Annotated in this window: 19 protein-coding genes; 10 read left to right on the forward strand and 9 right to left on the reverse strand. The window is 73.9% G+C overall.

The window, feature by feature from the left end; genetic code table 11:
* Positions 1-5: 5 nt before the first annotated feature.
* Both ABTY59_RS06870 and ABTY59_RS06875 read left to right on the forward strand, forming a co-directional pair.
* Positions 6-1,133 carry a hypothetical protein gene (locus tag ABTY59_RS06870; protein ID WP_352017827.1) on the forward strand — a complete coding sequence of 376 codons (1,128 nt, stop codon included), beginning with the start codon at positions 6-8 and terminating at the stop codon, positions 1,131-1,133.
* Positions 1,130-1,963: a methyltransferase domain-containing protein gene (locus ABTY59_RS06875; RefSeq protein WP_352017828.1), complete on the forward strand. Its 834-nt coding sequence runs from the start codon at positions 1,130-1,132 to the stop codon at positions 1,961-1,963. Before ABTY59_RS06870 ends, ABTY59_RS06875 begins: the two co-directional genes overlap by 4 nt.
* On the opposite strand, the gene ABTY59_RS06880 is transcribed toward ABTY59_RS06875, so the two are convergent.
* Complete coding sequence (locus tag ABTY59_RS06880) at positions 1,929-2,558, reverse strand: class I SAM-dependent methyltransferase (protein ID WP_352017829.1); 630 nt, start codon at positions 2,556-2,558, stop codon at positions 1,929-1,931. The two genes, ABTY59_RS06875 and ABTY59_RS06880, sit on opposite strands and share 35 nt — an antisense overlap.
* Positions 2,559-2,708: 150 nt before the next feature.
* Between ABTY59_RS06880 and ABTY59_RS06885 the strand changes: the two genes are divergently transcribed.
* On the forward strand, positions 2,709-3,137 hold the full coding sequence (locus ABTY59_RS06885; RefSeq protein WP_352017830.1) for a hypothetical protein: 429 nt from the start codon (positions 2,709-2,711) through the stop codon (positions 3,135-3,137).
* Positions 3,138-3,141: 4 nt separating this feature from the next.
* Here the strand turns inward: ABTY59_RS06885 and ABTY59_RS06890 are convergent, their stop codons facing one another.
* Complete coding sequence (locus ABTY59_RS06890) at positions 3,142-3,546, reverse strand: DUF4259 domain-containing protein (protein ID WP_352017831.1); 405 nt, start codon at positions 3,544-3,546, stop codon at positions 3,142-3,144.
* A gap of 63 nt (positions 3,547-3,609) precedes the next feature.
* Positions 3,610-4,194 carry a hypothetical protein gene (locus tag ABTY59_RS06895; RefSeq protein WP_352017832.1) on the reverse strand — a complete coding sequence of 195 codons (585 nt, stop codon included), beginning with the start codon at positions 4,192-4,194 and terminating at the stop codon, positions 3,610-3,612.
* Between the two features lie 225 nt (positions 4,195-4,419).
* On the opposite strand from ABTY59_RS06895, the gene ABTY59_RS06900 reads away from it, so the two are divergent.
* Genes ABTY59_RS06900 through ABTY59_RS06910 form a run of 3 tightly spaced genes read left to right on the forward strand, consistent with a single transcriptional unit; the run spans position 4,420 to position 9,290 of the window.
* The gene (locus ABTY59_RS06900; RefSeq protein WP_352017833.1) at positions 4,420-6,591 is read left to right on the forward strand and encodes an acyl-CoA dehydrogenase family protein; all 2,172 of its coding nucleotides are present in this window, start codon (positions 4,420-4,422) and stop codon (positions 6,589-6,591) included.
* A 7-nt stretch (positions 6,592-6,598) separates the two neighbouring features.
* A complete protein-coding gene (locus ABTY59_RS06905; protein WP_352017834.1) occupies positions 6,599-7,798 on the forward strand; it encodes a lipid-transfer protein in 1,200 nt (399 codons plus the stop codon).
* Positions 7,799-7,847: 49 nt separating this feature from the next.
* On the forward strand, positions 7,848-9,290 hold the full coding sequence (locus ABTY59_RS06910) for an MFS transporter (RefSeq protein ID WP_352017835.1): 1,443 nt from the start codon (positions 7,848-7,850) through the stop codon (positions 9,288-9,290).
* Here the strand turns inward: ABTY59_RS06910 and ABTY59_RS06915 are convergent.
* The 4 genes from ABTY59_RS06915 to ABTY59_RS06930 are packed head-to-tail and all read right to left on the reverse strand — an operon-like array spanning position 9,272 to position 12,662.
* Entirely contained in the window at positions 9,272-9,877 is a 606-nt protein-coding gene (locus ABTY59_RS06915) for a response regulator (RefSeq protein ID WP_352017836.1), read from the reverse strand. The two genes, ABTY59_RS06910 and ABTY59_RS06915, sit on opposite strands and share 19 nt — an antisense overlap.
* A complete protein-coding gene (locus ABTY59_RS06920) occupies positions 9,874-11,025 on the reverse strand; it encodes a sensor histidine kinase (RefSeq protein ID WP_352017837.1) in 1,152 nt (383 codons plus the stop codon). Before ABTY59_RS06920 ends, ABTY59_RS06915 begins: the two co-directional genes overlap by 4 nt.
* Before the next feature lie 9 nt (positions 11,026-11,034).
* Positions 11,035-11,757: an ABC transporter permease gene (locus ABTY59_RS06925; RefSeq protein WP_403533204.1), complete on the reverse strand. Its 723-nt coding sequence runs from the start codon at positions 11,755-11,757 to the stop codon at positions 11,035-11,037.
* Complete coding sequence (locus ABTY59_RS06930) at positions 11,754-12,662, reverse strand: ABC transporter ATP-binding protein (protein WP_352017838.1); 909 nt, start codon at positions 12,660-12,662, stop codon at positions 11,754-11,756. The genes ABTY59_RS06925 and ABTY59_RS06930 overlap by 4 nt, the downstream gene beginning before the upstream one ends.
* A gap of 274 nt (positions 12,663-12,936) precedes the next feature.
* Here ABTY59_RS06930 and chsH3 point away from each other — a divergent pair, with 274 nt between their 5' ends.
* Genes chsH3 through ABTY59_RS06945 form a run of 3 tightly spaced genes read left to right on the forward strand, consistent with a single transcriptional unit; the run spans position 12,937 to position 15,892 of the window.
* Complete coding sequence (chsH3, locus tag ABTY59_RS06935) at positions 12,937-13,791, forward strand: enoyl-CoA hydratase ChsH3 (protein ID WP_352017839.1); 855 nt, start codon at positions 12,937-12,939, stop codon at positions 13,789-13,791.
* Between the two features lie 46 nt (positions 13,792-13,837).
* On the forward strand, positions 13,838-14,914 hold the full coding sequence (locus ABTY59_RS06940; protein ID WP_352017840.1) for a Zn-dependent alcohol dehydrogenase: 1,077 nt from the start codon (positions 13,838-13,840) through the stop codon (positions 14,912-14,914).
* 36 nt (positions 14,915-14,950) lie between these two features.
* Complete coding sequence (locus ABTY59_RS06945) at positions 14,951-15,892, forward strand: 3-oxoacyl-ACP reductase (RefSeq protein WP_352017841.1); 942 nt, start codon at positions 14,951-14,953, stop codon at positions 15,890-15,892.
* Between the two features lie 74 nt (positions 15,893-15,966).
* Here ABTY59_RS06945 and ABTY59_RS06950 read toward each other — a convergent pair whose 3' ends face one another.
* On the reverse strand, positions 15,967-16,101 hold the full coding sequence (locus tag ABTY59_RS06950) for a hypothetical protein (RefSeq protein WP_352017842.1): 135 nt from the start codon (positions 16,099-16,101) through the stop codon (positions 15,967-15,969).
* A 105-nt stretch (positions 16,102-16,206) separates the two neighbouring features.
* Complete coding sequence (locus ABTY59_RS06955) at positions 16,207-17,337, reverse strand: hypothetical protein (RefSeq protein WP_352017843.1); 1,131 nt, start codon at positions 17,335-17,337, stop codon at positions 16,207-16,209.
* Between the two features lie 218 nt (positions 17,338-17,555).
* On the opposite strand from ABTY59_RS06955, the gene ABTY59_RS06960 reads away from it, so the two are divergent.
* Complete coding sequence (locus ABTY59_RS06960; RefSeq protein ID WP_352017844.1) at positions 17,556-18,593, forward strand: ABC transporter substrate-binding protein; 1,038 nt, start codon at positions 17,556-17,558, stop codon at positions 18,591-18,593.
* Positions 18,594-18,607: the final 14 nt, after the last annotated feature.

Consider the following 18,607-nt stretch of genomic DNA (forward strand, 5'->3'; position numbering starts at 1 on the left):
GACGGATGAACAGCACGGCGGTCCTCGACCGCGACACCGGGCGCCCGCACTTCCCGGGCCGCCCGGACCCCTCCTTAACCTGGTCCGACTTCGGCTGCCGGGTGAACGCCCAGCCCCCGGCCGAACTCTTCGCACGCTACGAACGCTCCCGGTTCCTCTACCCCGCCAAACGCGCCCGGCTCGCCCCCTACCGCTCCCTGATCCTGGAGAACTGGCAGCGCGCCCGCCGGGCCGGTGAGCTCCTGCACTGGGTGGTCAGCTACGAGGAACCCGACGGCGGCTGGGCCTCGCTCTCCTCCTGGCGGTCCACCCACGCCGGCTGGCAGACCCAGCACCTGGTGAGCTCCGGCACCCTGCTCGGCGGCCGGGCCGTGATGCTGGCCGCCCAGGCGGTGCGGACCGGGGAGTGGCGGGACGTCGCCCAGCAGAACTGGTTCAGCCCGACGAACCGCTTCGCCTCCCTCGCCTTCGGCGGGATGACCGACGGCATCGGCCCCGAGCGCTCCCTGACCGTCCCCGGCGAGTACGTGAGGGTGCCCGGGGCGCTCGCCGAGCGGCTCGGGCACGGCGGCGACCGGAACCGGCCGGTGGTCGAGCTCGACGGCGGGGCCTGCCCGGAACTCGCCGAACTCGCCCGCGCCTGCCGGGGAGAGGTGTTCGTACGGGCCGAGGGCCTCGACCGGGACGATCTGCTCCTCGGCGACGTCGACCGGCTCTACGCCCTGGTCGGACTGCGCCGCTACCGGCGGATCTGGGTCCAGTACGACACCACCGGACGGATCCGGGCCGCAGCGCTCGCCTACCGCGGTCCGCTCGGCTTCAACTTCTCCTTCCTGGAGAATCGTTGCGACGTGCTCGTCTCCCCCGAGCTCGACGAGCAGGAGGCGCAGCGGGCGCGCGACGCGCTGGTCGCCGCCGCGAGCGCCGCGTACGAGGACTTCGAACCCGGCGGCGTCCCCGTCGCGGGCGAGACGCCGATGGACCGGCTGGTACGGGCGGGCGCCGAACCCGTCCGCCCGTACACCCGCGTCCTCTGGCTCGCCGAGGCGTACCCCGACGTCTACCGACACATCGACCGCCTCTACGCGAGCCGCCTGCGCGGCCGGGGGCAGCCACCGAGGAGGAACCCGTGAGCGTCCCGTACCTGATGGAGGACCGGCGCGAGGCCGGCCGGCTCGTCGCGAAGGTCGACGCCGACGGCTGGGTACGGGAGTACCTGGACGCGTTCCTGCCCGCCGGCGCGGGGCGGGTCCTCGACGTCGGCGCCGGGCCCGGCCACATCGCGGAGGCCGTCCTCCGGGCCCGCCCCGATGCGGAGGTCACCGCCTTCGACGGCAACCCCGAGCGGCTCGCCGCCGGTACCGGCGACCCGGCGGGCGACGCGCTGGTCCGCCGCACCGGCGACGCCGTCGCGCTTCCCTTCGGCGACGGCTCGTTCGACCTCGTGTACGGGCGGCTCATGCTCCAGTACGTCGCCGAGCGCGAGCGGGCCGTCGCCGAGATGGCCCGCGTCACCCGGCCCGGCGGCCGGGTCGTGCTCTTCGACCTCGACGGCCAGCTCGTCTGGCACGACCCCGTCGGCCCCGAACTGCGCGCCGCCCTCGACCCGGTGACCGAGGCGCTCGGGGCGGCCGGCTTCGACCCGCACACCGGGCGCCGGCTCTTCGCCCTCGCCCGCCGGGCCGGTCTCACCGATCTGACCGTACGGGTCGACCCGTACCACCTGATCGCCGGGCGGATCGACCCCGTGGAGCGCGAGCAGTGGGCGCTCAAGCTCGACATCGCCCGCCCGCTGATCGCCCGCGCCCTCGGCGGCTCGGCGGAGGCGGCCGACCGGGCCGTCGGGGTCTTCCTCGCCCACCTGGACAGCGAGGAGACCCTGACCTACTCGGTGGCCTTCACCGTGACGGGAACGGCCGGCGCGGCCGTCAGCGGCGGCGCAGCACCCGCAGCGAGTCGGTGACCGAGACCTCCTCGAAGTCACCCGACTCCAGGGCGCGCAGATAGATCCGGTACGGCGCCTGGCCCCCGTCCTCCGGGTTCGGGAAGACGTCGTGGATGACGAGCAGGCCCCCGGGGGCGACCTTGGGGGCCCAGCCCTCGTAGTCGTTCGTGGCGTGCTCGTCCGTGTGCCCGCCGTCGACGAACACGAACCCGAGCTGCCCGCCCCAGGTCCTCGCGACCAGGGGCGAACGTCCGACCACCGCGATCACGTGCTCCTCCAGGCCCGCCCTGTGCAGCGTCCGGCGGAAGGTCGGCAGCGTGTCCATCAGACCCACCTCGGGGTCGACCACGGTCGCGTCGTGGTACTCCCAGCCCGGCTGCTGCTCCTCGCTGCCCCGGTGGTGGTCCACCGTCACCGCGACCGTCCCCGCCTGCCGGGCCACGTCGGCCAGCAGGATCGTCGACCGCCCGCAGTACGTCCCGACCTCCAGGAGCGGCAGCCCGAGCTTCGCGGCCTCGGTGGCAGCCGCGTACAGCGCCAGCCCCTCCCCGACGGGCATGAAGCCCTTCGCGGCCTCGAAGGCGGCAAGGATCTCGGGCGAGGGCTCGGACATGGTCACTCCTACTGGCGGGTACGCGTCTTAGGGCGCCCATGGTGCCCTACGCGTCGCACCCGAACCACACCGTCCTCCCGTCGGCGTCCGGGGCGGGGCCGCCCCGTTACGATCTCTCCGAGTGTCCGGTCTCTCCCTGGAGGACAGCTCGTGGTGACCCTCGTGGGGATGGTGATCCTCGCCGTCGCCCTGCCGGCCTGGGCGGGAATCACCTTCGTCGGGCTCCGCCGGGCCCGGCGGGAGAACGCCGGGCTGCCCCCGTCGCCCCGGCCCCGCCGCACCCCCGCCAAGAAGGCCGCCTGGGTCGCCGCGCTCGCCTTCGTCGGCGGCGGGGCGCTGCACCTGTACGGGCTCTCGTACCTGCCGTTCCTCCAGCCGGAGGACGCCTGCTGGTTCAACGCCGGGTACCTGGCGGTGCCCGACTCCAGCAGCGCGCTGCCCGTGAGCCTGGTGTGCGCGGGCGAGGAGATCGTCCCGTGGTGGGTCAACCCTGGCCTCCTCGTCCTCGCGGTGACCACCGTCGCCGCGACGGTCACGAGCGTCGTCCTCGCCGTGCGGCGCCGGGCCGCGCGCCGCTGACGGCTCACGCCCCCGCGAGGACCGCCCTCAGCTTCCGTACGCCCGCCTTCCACTCCTCGCCGTCCGACTCCTCCCAGAGCTCCAGGAGTTCGGAGGGCTCGACCAGGACGCGGTCCAGGGCCTCGACCGCCGCCGGGCGGAGCTCCGCCGGGAGCGCGGGCAGGGGCTTCTTCGGGCCGTACGAGGTGGTGACCGGCTCGCCGCCCGGGCACTGCGCGGCGACCAGGGCCGCCGACGCGATCGCCTCCACGGCGAAGTCCGCGTCGAGGTACTCCCCGCCCGTCGTGGTCACCTCGCGAAAGGCCGCGAGCAGGACCTCCGCCCGCCTCTCCTCCGGGGCCTCGTCCACCCGGTAGGAGAAGTCCGCGGCGGTGTCGTTGTCGAAGGGGCCGATGTCCCAGGTGCCCATGGTGCGCTCGCTCTCCCGTGTCGTCTCTCAGGTCTCGCGCATCGTGGCAGGCGCCACTGACAATCAGTCGTCCGCGATGCCGAGGTCGGCCCGCATGGCCCCCTTCAGCCTCCCCAGGTACGGCCAGACCTCCGCGTGGAGCGCCGGTCCCAGAGCCGCCAGTTCGGCCGCGTACACGGCCGGGTCCGCCGCGTACTTCCGCAGCATTCCGTATGCCTCGTTCAGATGGTCCTTCGCGTCGCTGGATGCGCGCGCCACCGTGTTCGGGAGGATCATCTGGGCCTCCGCGTAGCTGTCGCGGTAGGCCGCCCTGCATTCCTCCAGGCGCTCCAGGGACGCGGCGGCGGCCTCGCCGCGCCGCAGCGCGTGGATGTGGTTGGTCATCGCCGTCACGTACTGCCGTGCGGCGGTGTTCAGCGTGATGTAGCAGGCGCGCCGGCGCTCCAGGCTCTCGCTCGCCCGCTGCCGCTCCAGCTCCGCCCGGCGCAGCTGCTCGGCGTGGTCGCGTTCCTCGCGCCGCTGGTCGGCGGCGGCCTGGAGCTCCATGCGTTTGGTGCGGTCCGCGCGGTTCTGGGTGAGCAGTGCCGCTCCCAGAGTTCCGGCCACGCCCACCACGGCGATCAGCAGTGCCGTCAGACTTGTGCCCACGATGTCCCCCCGCGTGGTTCGTTCCCCGCCTCGATGCTGCCACAGAGCCTGGCGTCGGGCTCCGGGGCCTCCTCGAAGTTCTCGATCATGCGCTCCAGGACACGGACCGCCGTCGAGAGGGCCGACAGGGCCTCGGCGTCCGGTCAGGTCTCCGGGTCCCGGTGGCGCACCCCGATCGTGTTTCTGACCTTCCGTCAGAATGGAACGTGTTCTAGTCTGCGGGCCATGGGCATCGCCATCACGCACGAACAGCGGGAGCTCGCCCGATCCGTCCGGGGCTGGCTCACCCGCGCCGTACCCCCCGAGGAAGTCCGCAAGCACCTGGACGTCCCCGACACCGCCACCGGCCGCCCCTCCTACTGGGACGCCGCCGCCGAACAGGGCCTCCTCGGCCTGCACCTCCCCGAGGAGCACGGCGGCGGGGGCGGCGGTCTCGGGGACCTCGCCGTCGTCGTGGAGGAGGCGGCCAGGGCCCTGCTGCCCGGGCCCTACCTGCCCTCCGTCCTCGCCGCCGAACTCCTCCACCGGTGCGGGCACCACGACACCGCCGGCGCGCTCGCGCGGGGGGAGCGCATCGGCGCCGTCGCCCTCGGCGGCACCGGCACCCTCACCGCCGTCCGCACCGCGAGCGGCTACCTCCTGGACGGCACCGCGCCCCCCGTCCTCGGCGGCGCCCAGGCCGACCTGGTCCTCCTCAGGGCCGCCACCGCCGACGGCTCCGTCTGGCTCGCCGCCGACACCGGAGGCCTCGCCGTCCGGCCCCACGAGAGCGCCGACCCGACCCGGCCCACCGCCGAGATCACCGCACGCGCCGCCCACGTGTCCGACGCGCACGCCCTGGACCTCGGCACCCCCCTCGTCCACGACCTCGCCGCCGTCCTCTTCGCCGCCGACGCCTGCGGCACCGCCGCCCGCGCCGTCGACACCGCCGCCGAACACGCCCGCACCCGCGAACAGTTCGGCCGCCCCATCGGACGGTTCCAGGGCGTCAAACACCTCTGCGCCGACATGCTCGTCCGGCTCGAACAGGCCCGCGCCCTCACCTGGGACGCCGCCCGCGCCGGGCAGGACAGCCAGGAGGGCGTCCGCTCCCTCACCGCCGCGCTCGCCGCCGCCACCGCCCTCGACGCCGCCTACACCTGCGCCAAGGACTGCATCCAGATCCTCGGCGGCACCGGCTTCACCTGGGAGCACGACGCCCATCTGCTGCTCCGCCGCGCCCTCGTCGCCCGCCAGCTCCTCGGCACCGGCGACCAGCACCGGCTCGCCGCCCTCCGGCACGCCACGGCCGGCGTCCGGCGGGGCCTGCGCCTCGACCTGCCGCCCGAGGCCGATGCGTACCGCCGCGCGGCCCGCGAGGCCGTCGCCCCCGCCGTCGGGCTCGACCCGGCCGCCGCCCGGCGCGCCCTCGCCCCCACCGGCTACGCGGCCCCGCACCTCCCGGAGCCGTACGGCCTCGGCGCGGGCCCCCTCCAGCAGCTCGCCGTCCAGCGCGAGCTGGACGAGGCCGGGATCACCGTCGCCGGACTCGGCATCGCCACCTGGGTCGTCCCCTCGCTCCTCGCCCACGGCACCCCGGAGCAGCAGGCCGAGCACCTCGGCCCGACCCTGCGCGGCGAACGCCTCTGGTGCCAGCTCTTCTCCGAGCCGGAGGCCGGCTCCGACCTCGCCTCGCTGCGCACCCGCGCCGAGCGCACCGAGGACGGGCGCTGGCGGATCAACGGGCAGAAGGTGTGGACGAGCGCCGCCCAGTGGGCCCACCACGGCATCCTGCTCGCCCGCACCGACCCGACCGCCCCCAAGCACCAGGGGCTGACCTACTTCCTCGTCGACATGCGGAACACCCCCGGGATCGACATCAGGCCGCTCAAGGAGATCACCGGCGACTCCCTCTTCAACGAGGTCTGGTTCGACGACGCCCTCCTCCCCGCCGACGCCGTCGTCGGCGAGGTGGACGACGGCTGGCGGGTCGCCCGCAACACCCTCGGCAACGAACGCGTCCACATGGCCGACCAGGTCGCCTTCGACACCGGCCTCGAAGCCGTCATCGCCCAGGCGGACCGGGTCGACAGCGCCGTGCGCGTACGGATCGGAGCCCTGCTCGCCGAGGCGCACGCGCTCGCGTGCATCGGTCTGCGCACCACCCTGCTCCAGGTGTCCGGTCTCGAACCCGGCGCGGGCGCCAGCGTCCGCAAACTCGTCCAGACCCTGCACCAGCAGAAGCTCGCCGAACTCACCCTCGAACTCCGCGGCCCCGAGGGCGCCGTGCGCGAGGGCCCCGGCGAGCGGGCCGTCCACGGCCTGCTCATGTCCCGCTGCCTCACCATCGCGGGCGGAACCACCCAGGTACAGCTCAATGTGGTCGCCGAGCGCCTGCTCGGCCTCCCGAAGGACTGAGGGGGAAATGCAGATGGGCAAGGCGTACGTCGTCGGCGTCGGCATGACGAAGTTCGAGAAGCCGGAGACCCGGGACTGGCAGTACTGGGACATGGCCAAGGATGCGGGCGACGCCGCCCTCGCCGACGCCGGCATCCCCTACGCGCGCGTGGAACAGGCCGCCGTCGGCTACTGCTTCCAGGCCTCCACCGCGGGCCAGCGCGCCGTGTACGAGCTCGGGCTCACCGGCATCCCCGTCTACAACCTCAACAACAACTGCGCGACCGGCTCGACCGCCCTCATGACCGCCCGGCAGTTCGTCGAGGGCGGCATCGCCGACTGCGTCCTCGCCCTCGGCTTCGAGAAGATGGCCAGGGGCGCCCTCGGCGGCGGGGCGGGAGCCGGGGACTTCAAGACCTCGCCCGTCGCCCGCCACTACGGCATCATGGCCGCCGCCCACGGCTTCGAGATGTCCCCGCCCACCGCCCAGATCTTCGGCAACGCGGCCCGCGAGCACATGGAGCGGTACGGGACGACCGAGGTGCAGCTCGCCGCCGTCGGCGCCAAGAACCACCAGCACTCGGCGAACAACCCGAACGCCCAGTTCCAGGACGTCTACACGGTCGACGAGATCCTCGCCGCGAAGACCGTCCACCGGCCCCTCACCAAGCTCCAGTGCTCGCCCACCTCCGACGGCGCGGCCGCCGCCGTCGTCGTCTCCGAACGCTTCGTCGACGAGCACGGGCTGCGGGACAGGGCGGTGGAGATCGCCGGCCAGGCGATGACCACCGACACCGGGGAGTCCTTCGCCTCCGGCTCCTGCATCGACGCCGTCGGCCGCCCCATGTCCCGGGCCGCGGCCCGCCTCGCGTACGAGCGCTCCGGCCTCGGCATCGAGGACGTCGACGTCGTCGAACTCCACGACTGCTTCTCCGTCAACGAGCTGCTCACCTACGAGGCGCTCGGCATGTGCGAGGAGGGCGCCTCCGGCAAGCTCGTCGAGTCCGGTGCCACCACGTACGGCGGGCGCTGGGTCGTGAACCCCTCCGGCGGCCTCATCTCCAAGGGCCACCCGCTCGGCGCGACGGGCCTCGCGCAGGCCGCCGAACTGGTCTGGCAGCTGCGGGGCGAGGCGGGAGCCCGGCAGGTCGCGGGCGCACGGGTCGGCCTCGCCCACAACATCGGCCTGGGCGGCGCGGCGGTCGTGACCCTGCTCCGGAAGGCCTAGGACCTTATCCCCATGTACGGGGCGGAGCCGGTCTGCGACCATCACGTCCATGCCGCAGACCGACTCCGCCACCACGACCGCGCCCCCTCCCGCCCGACCCTCCTCCCGCCCCTGGGCGGTCGTCCTGACCGCCTGCGCGGGACAGTTCGTCGTCGTCCTCGACGTCTCCGTCGTGAACGTGGCACTGCCGTCGATGCGGGCCGACCTCGGGCTCTCGGCGGCCGGACTGCAGTGGGTGATCAGCGCCTACGCCATCGCGTTCGCCGGGTTCATGCTCCTCGGCGGGCGGGCCGCCGACCTGTACGGGCGCAAGGCGATGTTCCTGCTGGGGCTCGGGCTCTTCACCGCCGCCTCCGTGGCGGGCGGGCTCGCCCAGGAGGGCTGGCAGCTCGTCGCGGGCCGCGCGGTCCAGGGACTCGGCGCGGCCGTCCTCTCCCCGGCGACACTGACCCTGGTCACCGGCGCCGTCACGGCCGGGCCCGCCAGGACCCGGGCCATCGCCACCTGGACGGCCGTCGGCGCGGCCGGCGGCGCGGCGGGCGGCTTCGTCGGCGGGCTCCTCGTCGACCTGCTTTCCTGGCGCTGGGTCCTCCTCGTCAACGTGCCCGTCGGGGTCCTCGTCCTCGCGGGCGCGGTCCTCTGGCTCCGCGAGAGCCGCACCGGCTCCGGCCGCCGCCTCGACCTGCCGGGCGCCGTCCTCGTCACCGCGGGCCTCGCCACCCTCGCGTACGGCATCGTCCAGACCGAGGAGGCCGGCTGGACCGACCCGGGGACCCTCCTGACGCTCCTCGGCGGCCTGGCGCTCCTCGGGGTCTTCGTGGCCGTCGAGGCCCGCACGGCGGCCCCGCTGATGCCGCTGAAGCTGTTCCGCACGCGGGCGGTGTCGGCCGCCAACGTGGGGATCCTGCTGTGCGGTTCGAGCTCCTTCGGCATGTGGTTCTTCATGACGACGTACGCGCAGAGCGTCCTCGGCTACACCCCGCTCCAGGCCGGACTCGCGCTCGTCCCCAGCTCCCTCAGCGTCATCGTGGGCTCGAAGCTGGCCCCGCGCCTGATGCCGGTGGTGGGCGCCCGGAACCTCGCGGTGGCCGGTGCGCTCGTCGGTGCCGCCGGATTCGCCTGGCAGTCCACGATGACCGCCGACGGCAGCTTCCTGAGGACGATCCTCGGCCCCGGGATCCTGATGATGGCCGGCATCGGCCTGGCCACCACCCCGCTGGCCACCCTCGCCACCTCCAGCGCCGCCCCCGGCGACGCGGGCCTCGTCTCCGGCCTCGTGAACACCTCCCGGACCATGGGCGGCGCCCTCGGCCTCGCGGTCCTGAGCACGCTCGCGACCGCCGTCACCGGCCCCGCCGGCGGCCCGGCCGCCCTCACCTCGGGCTTCGCGGCCGCCTTCCGCGTCTCGACGGCCGTCCTCGTCGGTGCGGCCCTCCTGATGCTGCTGTGGCTCCCGAAGCGGGGGCCCAAGGCTCAGAGCCAGCCCTGCTGACGTGCCGCCCGGACCGCCTCCATGCGGTTGCGGGTGCCCGTCTTGCCGATCGCGGACGAGAGGTAGTTCCGTACGGTCGACTCCGAGAGGTGCAGGGCGGCGGCGATGTCCGCGATCGTCGCCCCGTCCACCGAGGCCGCCAGGGCGTCCCGCTCACGTCCCGTCAGCGGGTTCGGGCCCGCGCTCAGGGCCGCCGCCGCGAGCGCCGGGTCGATGACCGTCTCGCCCCGCAGCGCCCGCCGGACCGCCTCGGCGAGGTCCTCCACGGGGCCGTCCTTCACGAGGAAGCCCGCGGCCCCCGCCTCCATCGCCCGGCGCAGGTACCCCGGCCGGCCGAAGGTCGTGAGGATCAGGACCCGGCACTCCGGCACCTCGTCCCGCAGGGCCGCCGCCGCGTCCAGGCCCGAGCGGCCCGGCAGCTCGATGTCGAGCAGGGCCACGTCGGGGCGGGCGAGGAGCGCCGCGTCCACGATCTCGTCCCCGCGCCCGACCTGCGCGACCACCTCGATGTCGTGCTCCATCCCGAGCAGCAGGGCCAGCGCGCCGCGCATCATGCCCTGGTCCTCGGCGAGCAGCAGTCTGATCATCCCGTGGGCTCCCCCTCGTGCGGTACGGGGGCCTCCACGGGCAGTTCCGCGGTGACCCGGAACCCGCCCCGCGGAGCCGGTCCCGAGTCAAGAGTGCCGCCTGCCGCGGCGACCCGCTCGCGCAGGCCGCGCAGTCCGCTCCCCGGGGTGCCGGACGCGGGGCCGCGGCCGTCGTCCGTGACGGTGAGCCGGATCCGTTCGGCCGAGCCGGACAGGACGATCTCGCAGCGGGACGCGCCGCTGTGCCGCACCGCGTTCGTCGCCGACTCCCGCACCACCCAGCTCAGCAGGGCCTCCGTCCGCGGTTCGAGGAGGGGGCCGGAGCGGCGTACGACCGGTTCGATGCCCGCGGAGGAGAGCGCGTCGCGCGCCCGGTCGAGCTCGGTGGCGAGGCTGCCCTCGCGGTAGCCGGTCACGGCCTCCCTGATCTCGGTCAGCGCCTGGCGGCCGACGGACTCGATGTCCGCGACCTGAGCGAGCGCCGCGTCCAGGTCGCGCGGCGCGAGCCTCCGTACGACCTCCGACTTCACGACGATCACCGACAGGGTGTGGCCGAGCAGGTCGTGCAGATCGCGCGAGAACCGCAGGCGCTCCTTCTCGACGGCCGCCCTGGCCAGCTCCTCCCGGGTCTCCCGCAGCTGACGGACCGTCTCGTCCAGGGCGAGGATCGCCGCCGTCACCATGATCGAGATGAACGTGCCGTACACGATCCCGATGGAGCCCCAGCCGTCCCGCCAGAAGGTCACCGCCCCGACCGCGAGGACCAGCGGGAAGGCGATCAGGGGGAGGAGCCGGCCGCGCCTGACCACCGCGCCGACCCCGAGGCCGAGGAGCGGGAAGAGGAGCAGCCACTCACGGCCGTAGCCGATGGCCAGGGCGAAGGTGAGCGCCCCGAGGCCGGCGAGGAGAGCCCAGGTCAGGGGGGATTCCCGGCGGCGGGGGTCGAAGGCCCTGAAGACGATCGCGATGTAGACCGTGTTGAAGGCGAGCAGCCCGAGGGCGCCGATCCAGGGGTTGGGGGCGTCGCCGCCGAGGAGGTGGGAGAGCGCGCCGAGTCCCATCAGGAGCCAGGGGAGGAGGCTGAGCCCGCTGGGCCCCCGGTCCCGGCGCTCGTGCGCCCTCGTCCTCCACAGCTGCCGGATCCTCATGTCCACTCCCTACACCGTCCTCGCCGAACGACGGTACGAGACCGCCGCGTACGCGCCGAACAGGGCCGCCCAGGCGGCGATGACCGCGAGCGCCGCCGCGCCCGGGGCGTGCCCGCCGGAGACCGAGACGCCGAGTTCGGCGAAGCGGTTGGTGGGGGTGTACGCGGAGAGGGACCGCAGCCAGCCGGGGAAGAGGCTCACCGGGAACCACAGGCCGCCGAGGACGGCGAGGCCCAGATTGCAGGCGATGTTCGCGACGCCGGTCGTCTGGGCGGTGAGCCGGTAGCCGTTGCCGAGGCCGAGGAGGGTGAAGGGGAGGGAGCCGAGCCAGAGGGTGAGGGCGACCGCGGCCCACTCCCAGGCCGCGAGGCGGACGCCGTTGACGAGGCCGCCGGCCAGGAGGACCCCGACGATCGCCGGGAGCACCACCACCGAGCCGGTGAGGGCGCGGCCGGTGACGACCTGGCGCGGGCTCATCGGGGTGATCCGCAGCTGCCGCAGCCAGCCGGTCCCCTTGTCCTCGGCGACGCCGGTGCCGATCGACAGGGCGGCGCCGAGCGCCCCGTACGCGGCCATGCCGACCATGGAGGCGGTCTTCCAGGCGTCCTCGTCCTGGCCGGCGAGGTTGGTGAAGAGGAGGTACATCATCACCGGGACGGCGACGGTGCCGATGGCGAATCCGGTGTCGCGCAGGGTGCGGCGGACTTCGAGGCGGACGTACGCGGTGATCATCGGGTCGTCTCCAGGGGGCGGGCGTGCGCGGTGAGGGCGAGGAAGGCGTCGTTGAGGGACACGGGGGCGACTTCGAGGCGCCGGATCGCGTCCCGCTCGGCGAGCGCGCGGACGGTCGCGTCGGAGTCGTCCGTGTGGAGCCGGGCGCGGTCGCCGCGGATCTCGACGGAGGTCACTCCGGGCAGCAGGGTCAGGCCCTCGCTGGGGCGGCCGGCCAGGTCGAAGGCGACGAGGCTGCCGCCGGCCGCGCGCTTCAGCTGCTCGGCGGTGCCCTCGGCGAGGACGCGGCCGGAGTCGATGACGACGATCCGGTCGGCGTGGGCGTCGGCCTCCTCCAGGTAGTGGGTGGAGAACAGGACGGTGTTGCCGCGCCGGGCGTAGCCGCGCATCGAGTCCCAGAAGGCCTCGCGGGCCTCGACGTCGAGGGCGGCGGTGGGCTCGTCGAGGACGATCAGTTCGGGGTTGCCGGCGAGGGCGACGGCGAAGCGGACGCGCTGGACCTGGCCGCCGGAGAGGCGGTCGACGCGGCGGTCGGCGAGCGCGGTGAGGCCGGCGAGCGCGAGGGCCTCGGCGACCGGCAGGGGCCTCGGGTAGGTGCGGGCGACGAAGGCGACGAGTTCGCGGACGGTGACCCGGGGGACCGGGCGGCCGTCCTGGAGCATCGCGCCGGTGCGGCCGGCGGCGACGGCGCGGGCCGGGGTGTCGCCGAAGAGCCGCACCTCGCCGCCGTCGGGCTCGTCGAGGCCGAGGAGCAGGCCGATGGCGGTGGACTTGCCGGCGCCGTTGCGGCCGAGCAGGGCGACGGTCTCGCCGCGCCGGATGGTGAGGTCGATGCCGTCCACGGCGCGGACCGCTCCGAAGGACCGGGTGACCCCGGTGAAGGCGACCGCTGTCTCGTTCTTCATGGGGACGACGCTACGAGCCGGGGGCCCTCGTCCGGCAGGCGTGAATGTACGGACCCGGCCGTGACAAATGTCCCGGGTGCCGCGCCCAGCAGCATTTCTGACATGCCGTCAGGAGGGTTCCCAACTCCTTCCGCCTCGGCTATACATGGGGTCCACCGACCTAGAACGCGTTCTAGAACGGCCGCGTACGGGACGGTCCCCGCACGGCCTCGGTGCGGCCGACGGTGCGGACGGCCGCGCCGAGGTCTTCACCGCCACGAGGAGCAGCAGCCCGATGCCCATCGACCCCGCAAAGGCCGTCGCCGCCGAACCCCGCAGCGCCGAGATCTCCTGGGACCACAAGGACGTCCAGCTCTACCACCTGGGCCTCGGGGCGGGCGTCCCCGCGACCGACCCCGACGAACTCCGCTACACCCTGGAGTCCCGGCTCCACGTCCTGCCCAGCTTCGCCACCGTCGCGGGCGCCGGCATGGGCGTCGTCGGCGGGCTCTCCGCCCCCGGCATCGACATCGACCTCGCGGCCGTCCTGCACGGCGGCCAGTCGGTCACCCTCCACCGCCCGCTGCCCACCGGCGGCCGGGCCGTCTCCACCTCCCGCGTCGCCGCCGTGTACGACAAGGGCAAGGCCGCCGTCCTCGTCCTGCGCTCCGAGGCCGCCGACGACGACGGGCCGCTCTGGACCAGCGACGCCTCGATCTTCGTGCGCGGCGAGGGCGGCTGGGGCGGCGACCGCGGCCCCTCCGAGCGCCTCGCGGTCCCGGACCGCGCGCCCGACGCCACCGTCGAGCGGCCGATCCGCGAGGAACAGGCCCTGCTCTACCGGCTCTCCGGCGACTGGAACCCGCTCCACGCCGACCCCGAGTTCGCCAAGCTCGCCGGCTTCGACCGGCCGATCCTGCACGGACTCTGCTCGTACGGCATGACCCTCAAGGCGGTCGTGGACACGCTGCTCGGCGGCGACGTCACCCGGGTCCGCTCGTACCGCACGCGCTTCGCCGGGATCGTCTTCCCCGGCGAGACCCTGCGCATCCGGATGTGGGCCGGCGACGGCCGCGTCCAGGTGACGGTCACGGCCGTGGAGCGCGACGACGCCCCGGTCCTCGCCGACACCCTCGTCGAACACTCCTGATCGCCTGAACCCCTGATCCGCCTGATCGCCTGATGGGAGCCGCACCATGCGCGCAGCCGTACTGCACGAGATCGGCCAGGACAAACTCGAAGTCCTCGACGACGTCGAGGCGGTGGGCTTCGGCCCGGGCAAGGTGCGGATCCGGGTGAGGGCCACCGGCCTGTGCCACTCCGACGTCTCCGCGATGAGCGGGGTGCTCCCGCAGCCCGCCCCCTTCATCCCCGGCCACGAGGGCGCCGGCGAGATCCTCGACGTCGGCGACGGCGTCACCGGCCTCGGCCAGGGCCAGCGGGTCCTGCTCTGCTGGCTGCCCGCCTGCGGCAGCTGTCCGGCCTGCAAGCGCGGCCAGACCCAGCTGTGCCTCGCGGGCTTCATGAACGCCGGCACGCCCAACTTCAAGCGCCCCGGCGGTGACGTCTTCGGCTTCGCCGGCACCGGCACCTTCACCGAGGAGGTCGTCGTCGACGCGGGCTGCGCCGTCCCGATCCCGGACGACGTGCCCTTCGACATCGCCGCCCTCATCGGCTGCGGCGTCACCACCGGCCTCGGCGCCGCGATCAACACGGCGAAGGTGGAAGCCGGTTCGTCGGTCGCGGTCATCGGCTGCGGCGGTGTCGGCATCTCCGCGATCCAGGGCGCCAAGCTCCAGGGCGCGGCCGAGATCATCGCCGTCGACCCCGTCGAGTCCCGCCGCGAGGCCGCGCTGAGGTTCGGCGCCACCGAGGCGGTCGCCCCGGACGCGCTCGCCGACGCCAAGCAGCGGATCACCGGAGGCGAGGGCTTCGACTACGTCTTCGAGGTCGTCGGGAAGTCCGCCACCGCGCGGACGGCGTACGAGACGACCCGGCGCGGCGGCACCCTCTGCGTCGTCGGCGCGGGCGCCCTCGACGACTTCCTCCAGCTCAACATGTTCGAGCTGTTCTTCGACGAGAAGCGCATCCTTCCCTCGATGTACGGCGGCGGGGACGTGCTCCGCTCCTACGAGCGGGCCATCGCGCTCTGGCGGGCCGGCCGCATCGACCTGGAGTCGCTCATCACCCACCGGGTGCCCCTGGCGGGCATCAACGAGGCGCTGGAGCAGATGCGGACCGGCGCGGCCCTCCGTACCTGCATCGAGATCTGAGAGACCCGCATCGCGATCTGAGAGGACTTCTGCGAGATGTCACTCCCTCTTGAGGGTTTGAGCGCGATCGTCACCGGCGCCGGGCGCGGTCTCGGCCGCGCCGAGGCCCTGGAACTGGCCCGGCTCGGCGCCGCCGTCGTCGTCAACGACTACGGGCAGCCCGGCCGCGACGGCTCGGGAGCGGCCTCCGCCGCGCCCGCCGAGGAGGTCGCGGCGGAGATCGTCGCGGCGGGCGGCCGGGCGGTCGCGCACCTCGGCGACGTCTCCGACTTCGAGACGGCACGCGGCCTGGTCGACCTGGCGGTCGCCGAGTTCGGGAAGCTGGACGTCCTGGTCAACAACGCGGGCATCCTGCGCGACCGGATGGTCTTCTCGATGAGCGAGGACGAGTGGGACTCGGTCGTACGGGTCCACCTCAAGGGCCACTTCAACACCACCCATTTCGCGGCGGTGCACTGGCGGGGCCGCGCCAAGGCGGGCGAGACCGGCGTGTACGGCCGGATCGTCAACACCTCGTCCGAGGCCTTCCTCGCGGGCTCGGCCGGCCAGCCCAACTACGCGGCGGCCAAGGGCGGCGTCGTCGGCCTGACCACCTCGTCGGCGCTGGCGCTCGCCCGGTACGGCGTGACGGCCAACGCCATCTGCCCGCGGGCCAGGACCCGGATGACCGAGGACGTCTTCGCGGGCTTCGGGGAGCCGTCGGAGGGCGAGCTCGACCCGCTGTCCCCGGAGCACGTGGCGCCGCTCGTCGGCTATCTGGCGTCCCCGGCGGCGGCCGGGGTCAACGGCCAGCTGCTCGTCGTGCACGGCGGGATGGTGGCGGTCGTGGACCGGCCGAAGGTCTCGGCCAAGTTCGACACGGCCAAGGAGGCGTTCACGTACGAGGAGCTGGACTCCCTCCTGACCCCGCACTACGCGTCCCGCCCGGCGGGCGAGACCTTCGCCGCGACGGAGGTGCTGGGTCTGAAGAAGGGCTGAGCCACAGGGGTGGTGGGGAAGGAACAGGGCCCCGGGGGAGACCCCGGGGCCCTGCTCGTGCTTCCCTGCTTCTCCTACTGCGCGTGGGCGTCGGCCTCGCGGCGGTGCCGGCCGTGCGGCGAGGACGTGGAGTCCTCCGCCGGCGACGCCTGGCCGCGGTGCTTCCCGGAGCCGCGCGACTCCGTACCCTCCGTGCTTGCTTCCGACATGCTGGAACTCACCCCGTACGTATTGCTCTTGCTGTGCGGCCGTGAGTCTAGTGCCGTGCCGGAAGGGCCACCGCACCAGTGCTGTGACCGGAAAGGTCCACCGCACTAGCCGGCGGGCCGGCGGTCCGTCAGCGGAGCCTGCTGCAGGGGCACCGGGCGGCACACCCGCGGCTCCTCGACGACCACCACCGGCTCGGGCTCCGGCGGCACTTCCAGACCCGCGAGGCCGCACGGCACCTCGGCCGTCGCGTACGGCAGCCGCAGCTCGCCCCCCGCCGTCCACAGACCCGCCCCGGGCAGCCAGCCCTGGGGCGCCGCCAGCTGGGCCATCCGGCGGGACGAGGGCTGCCAGACGCCCACCCAGCTGCCGCCCGCCGCGTCGATCCGCAGCGCCACCGCGCAGCTCTCCGGCATCAGCACCTGCCCCGGCTGCACCGCGAACGGCGTCACCGCCGCGTCGTCGAGCCGCAGGCACTCGGGGAACCGCACCGGCAGCAGGCTCCCGAGCACGCCCCAGCCGAGCCGGTCGTGCCCCGGCGACGGCGCGTCGGAGCGGATCAGGAGCAGCCCGCTGTCGGGGTCCGCGAGCAGCAGCCGGTCGTCGCTCTCCTCGGTGATCTGGAGCAGCGGCGTCACCTCCCCGCCCCGCTCCAGGTCGACGGCGACGGCCTTCACCGGCCCGTCGCCGAGCCGCCGGTCGAGCGCGAGCATCCGGCCCGTGCGGTCGAGCCACACCCCGCCCGTGCAGCGGCCCGCGACCTCCGCGACCCGCTCCGGTCCGAAGGCCCCGCCCGCCACGAGCCAGAGCGTCGTGGTGTCGGGTCCGACGCACATCGCGTACGCGCAGATGCCGTCCGGCGAGGGAGGGAGCAGCACCAGGTGCTCGGAGCCGGGCGCCTCCACCGCGCCGAGCTGCAGCTCGCCGGTGGCCGGGCCGGTGGGGTAGAGCAGGGAGAACGTGTTCCGCCGGCCGTCCACGCGGCGGGCGACGAGGACCCGGCCGTCGGCGAGGGGCAGCAGCCGGGCGCCCGGCTCCTCCGGCTGGCCGAGGGGGAGCGGGACGGCGTACGGCTCCGGGCCGTCGAGGGTCCACCTCTCCACGTACAGGGCGTCACCGGCGCCCGCGAGCCTGGCCGCGTACGCGCCGTTGGCCGTGATCGTGAACCCCGCCGGCCAGGCCGCGCCGGGGTCGCGGTCGCCGTCCTCGGCCGTGGTCTCGATGGCACACGCTGTCATCGACTCGTCACCTCCGGCCACGAAGCTAGTTTTCGCACTTCCAGCCGAACAACACGAGCAGGGTCACTTCACACATAAGGGTGGCCCTGCGGCGGTTCGGCTGAGGGTGAGGGGGCGGTTGTGCTGGAGTGACCCATGGTGAGTAAGGTAAGGCGAACCTAAGCGGAGGTTCCGCCTCCGTGTGTCCCCGCCAGGACGACCCGTACAGGAGCCTTCTCATGTCCCTCCGCCGCCGCGGCACCGCCGCCGTCGTCGCCCTCGCCGCCGCACTCTCGCTCGCGGCCTGCGGAGGCGGCGACGGGTCCTCCGACCCCGCGAAGAAGGAGGACGCGTCCAAGAAGAAGGACGTCGCCACCGGCGGCAAGGACTTCGGCGACGCCGCCGCCAAGACTGCGGCCATGGGCACCGACGCCAAGCCGGGCCAGTTCCCGCGCACCCTCACCCACGCCCTCGGCACGACCGAGCTCAAGGCCGCGCCCAAGCGGGTCGTCGTCCTCGACGTCGGCGAGCTCGACAACGTCGTCTCCCTCGGCGTCAAGCCCGTCGGCTACGCCCCCTCCGAGGGCGACGACGGCATCCCCGGCTACCTGGCGAAGGACGCCGGCAGCCCCAAGTCCGTCGGCACCATCAACAACCTCAACCTGGAGGCCATCGCCAACCTCCAGCCCGACCTCATCCTCGGCAGCCAGCTCCGCGCCGCCGACAAGTACGACGAGCTGTCGAAGATCGCGCCGACCGTGTTCTCCATCCGCCCGGGCTTCACCTGGAAGGAGAACTACCTCCTCAACGCCGCCGCGCTCGACAGGACCGCCGAGGCGAAGGCCGAGCTCGCCGCCTACGAGACCAAGGCGAAGCAGCTCGGCGAGGACATCGGCCCGAACAAGCCGACCGTCTCCATGGTCCGCTACCTGCCCGGCAAGATCCGCCTCTACGCCAAGGCCTCCTTCATCGGCACCATCCTGGAGGACACCGGCCTGCCCCGGCCCGAGAACCAGCAGATCGACGAGCTGGCGGCCGAGGTCAGCCCCGAGCGCATCGACGAGGCCGACGCCGACTGGATCTTCACCGGCGTCTACGGCGACGCCAAGGCCACCAAGAAGGACACCGCCCAGGCCAACCCGCTCTGGAAGAACCTCAAGGCCGTCAAGGCCGGCCAGGCCAAGGACGTCCCGGACGAGACCTGGTACCTCGGCCTCGGCGTCACCGCCGCGAACAGCGTCCTCGACGACCTGCGCGCCGACCTCGTGAAGAAGTAGCCCGGGGTCCCGGA

The sequence above is a fragment of the Streptomyces sp. NPDC096079 genome (assembly GCF_040303145.1).
GTDB lineage: Bacteria > Actinomycetota > Actinomycetes > Streptomycetales > Streptomycetaceae > Streptomyces.

Coding starts and splice junctions, on each gene's coding strand:
- ABTY59_RS06920 (WP_352017837.1), bottom strand. CDS start 11,025: ATGAGGATCCGGCAGCTGTGGAGGACGAGGGCGCACGAGCGCCGGGAC.
- ABTY59_RS06915 (WP_352017836.1), bottom strand. CDS start 9,877: ATGATCAGACTGCTGCTCGCCGAGGACCAGGGCATGATGCGCGGCGCG.
- ABTY59_RS06940 (WP_352017840.1), top strand. CDS start 13,838: ATGCGCGCAGCCGTACTGCACGAGATCGGCCAGGACAAACTCGAAGTC.
- ABTY59_RS06880 (WP_352017829.1), bottom strand. CDS start 2,558: ATGTCCGAGCCCTCGCCCGAGATCCTTGCCGCCTTCGAGGCCGCGAAG.
- ABTY59_RS06910 (WP_352017835.1), top strand. CDS start 7,848: ATGCCGCAGACCGACTCCGCCACCACGACCGCGCCCCCTCCCGCCCGA.
- ABTY59_RS06945 (WP_352017841.1), top strand. CDS start 14,951: ATGTCACTCCCTCTTGAGGGTTTGAGCGCGATCGTCACCGGCGCCGGG.
- ABTY59_RS06950 (WP_352017842.1), bottom strand. CDS start 16,101: ATGTCGGAAGCAAGCACGGAGGGTACGGAGTCGCGCGGCTCCGGGAAG.
- ABTY59_RS06955 (WP_352017843.1), bottom strand. CDS start 17,337: ATGACAGCGTGTGCCATCGAGACCACGGCCGAGGACGGCGACCGCGAC.
- ABTY59_RS06925 (WP_403533204.1), bottom strand. CDS start 11,757: ATGATCACCGCGTACGTCCGCCTCGAAGTCCGCCGCACCCTGCGCGAC.
- ABTY59_RS06890 (WP_352017831.1), bottom strand. CDS start 3,546: ATGGGCACCTGGGACATCGGCCCCTTCGACAACGACACCGCCGCGGAC.
- ABTY59_RS06900 (WP_352017833.1), top strand. CDS start 4,420: ATGGGCATCGCCATCACGCACGAACAGCGGGAGCTCGCCCGATCCGTC.
- ABTY59_RS06930 (WP_352017838.1), bottom strand. CDS start 12,662: ATGAAGAACGAGACAGCGGTCGCCTTCACCGGGGTCACCCGGTCCTTC.
- ABTY59_RS06960 (WP_352017844.1), top strand. CDS start 17,556: ATGTCCCTCCGCCGCCGCGGCACCGCCGCCGTCGTCGCCCTCGCCGCC.
- ABTY59_RS06870 (WP_352017827.1), top strand. CDS start 6: ATGAACAGCACGGCGGTCCTCGACCGCGACACCGGGCGCCCGCACTTC.
- chsH3 (WP_352017839.1), top strand. CDS start 12,937: ATGCCCATCGACCCCGCAAAGGCCGTCGCCGCCGAACCCCGCAGCGCC.
- ABTY59_RS06905 (WP_352017834.1), top strand. CDS start 6,599: ATGCAGATGGGCAAGGCGTACGTCGTCGGCGTCGGCATGACGAAGTTC.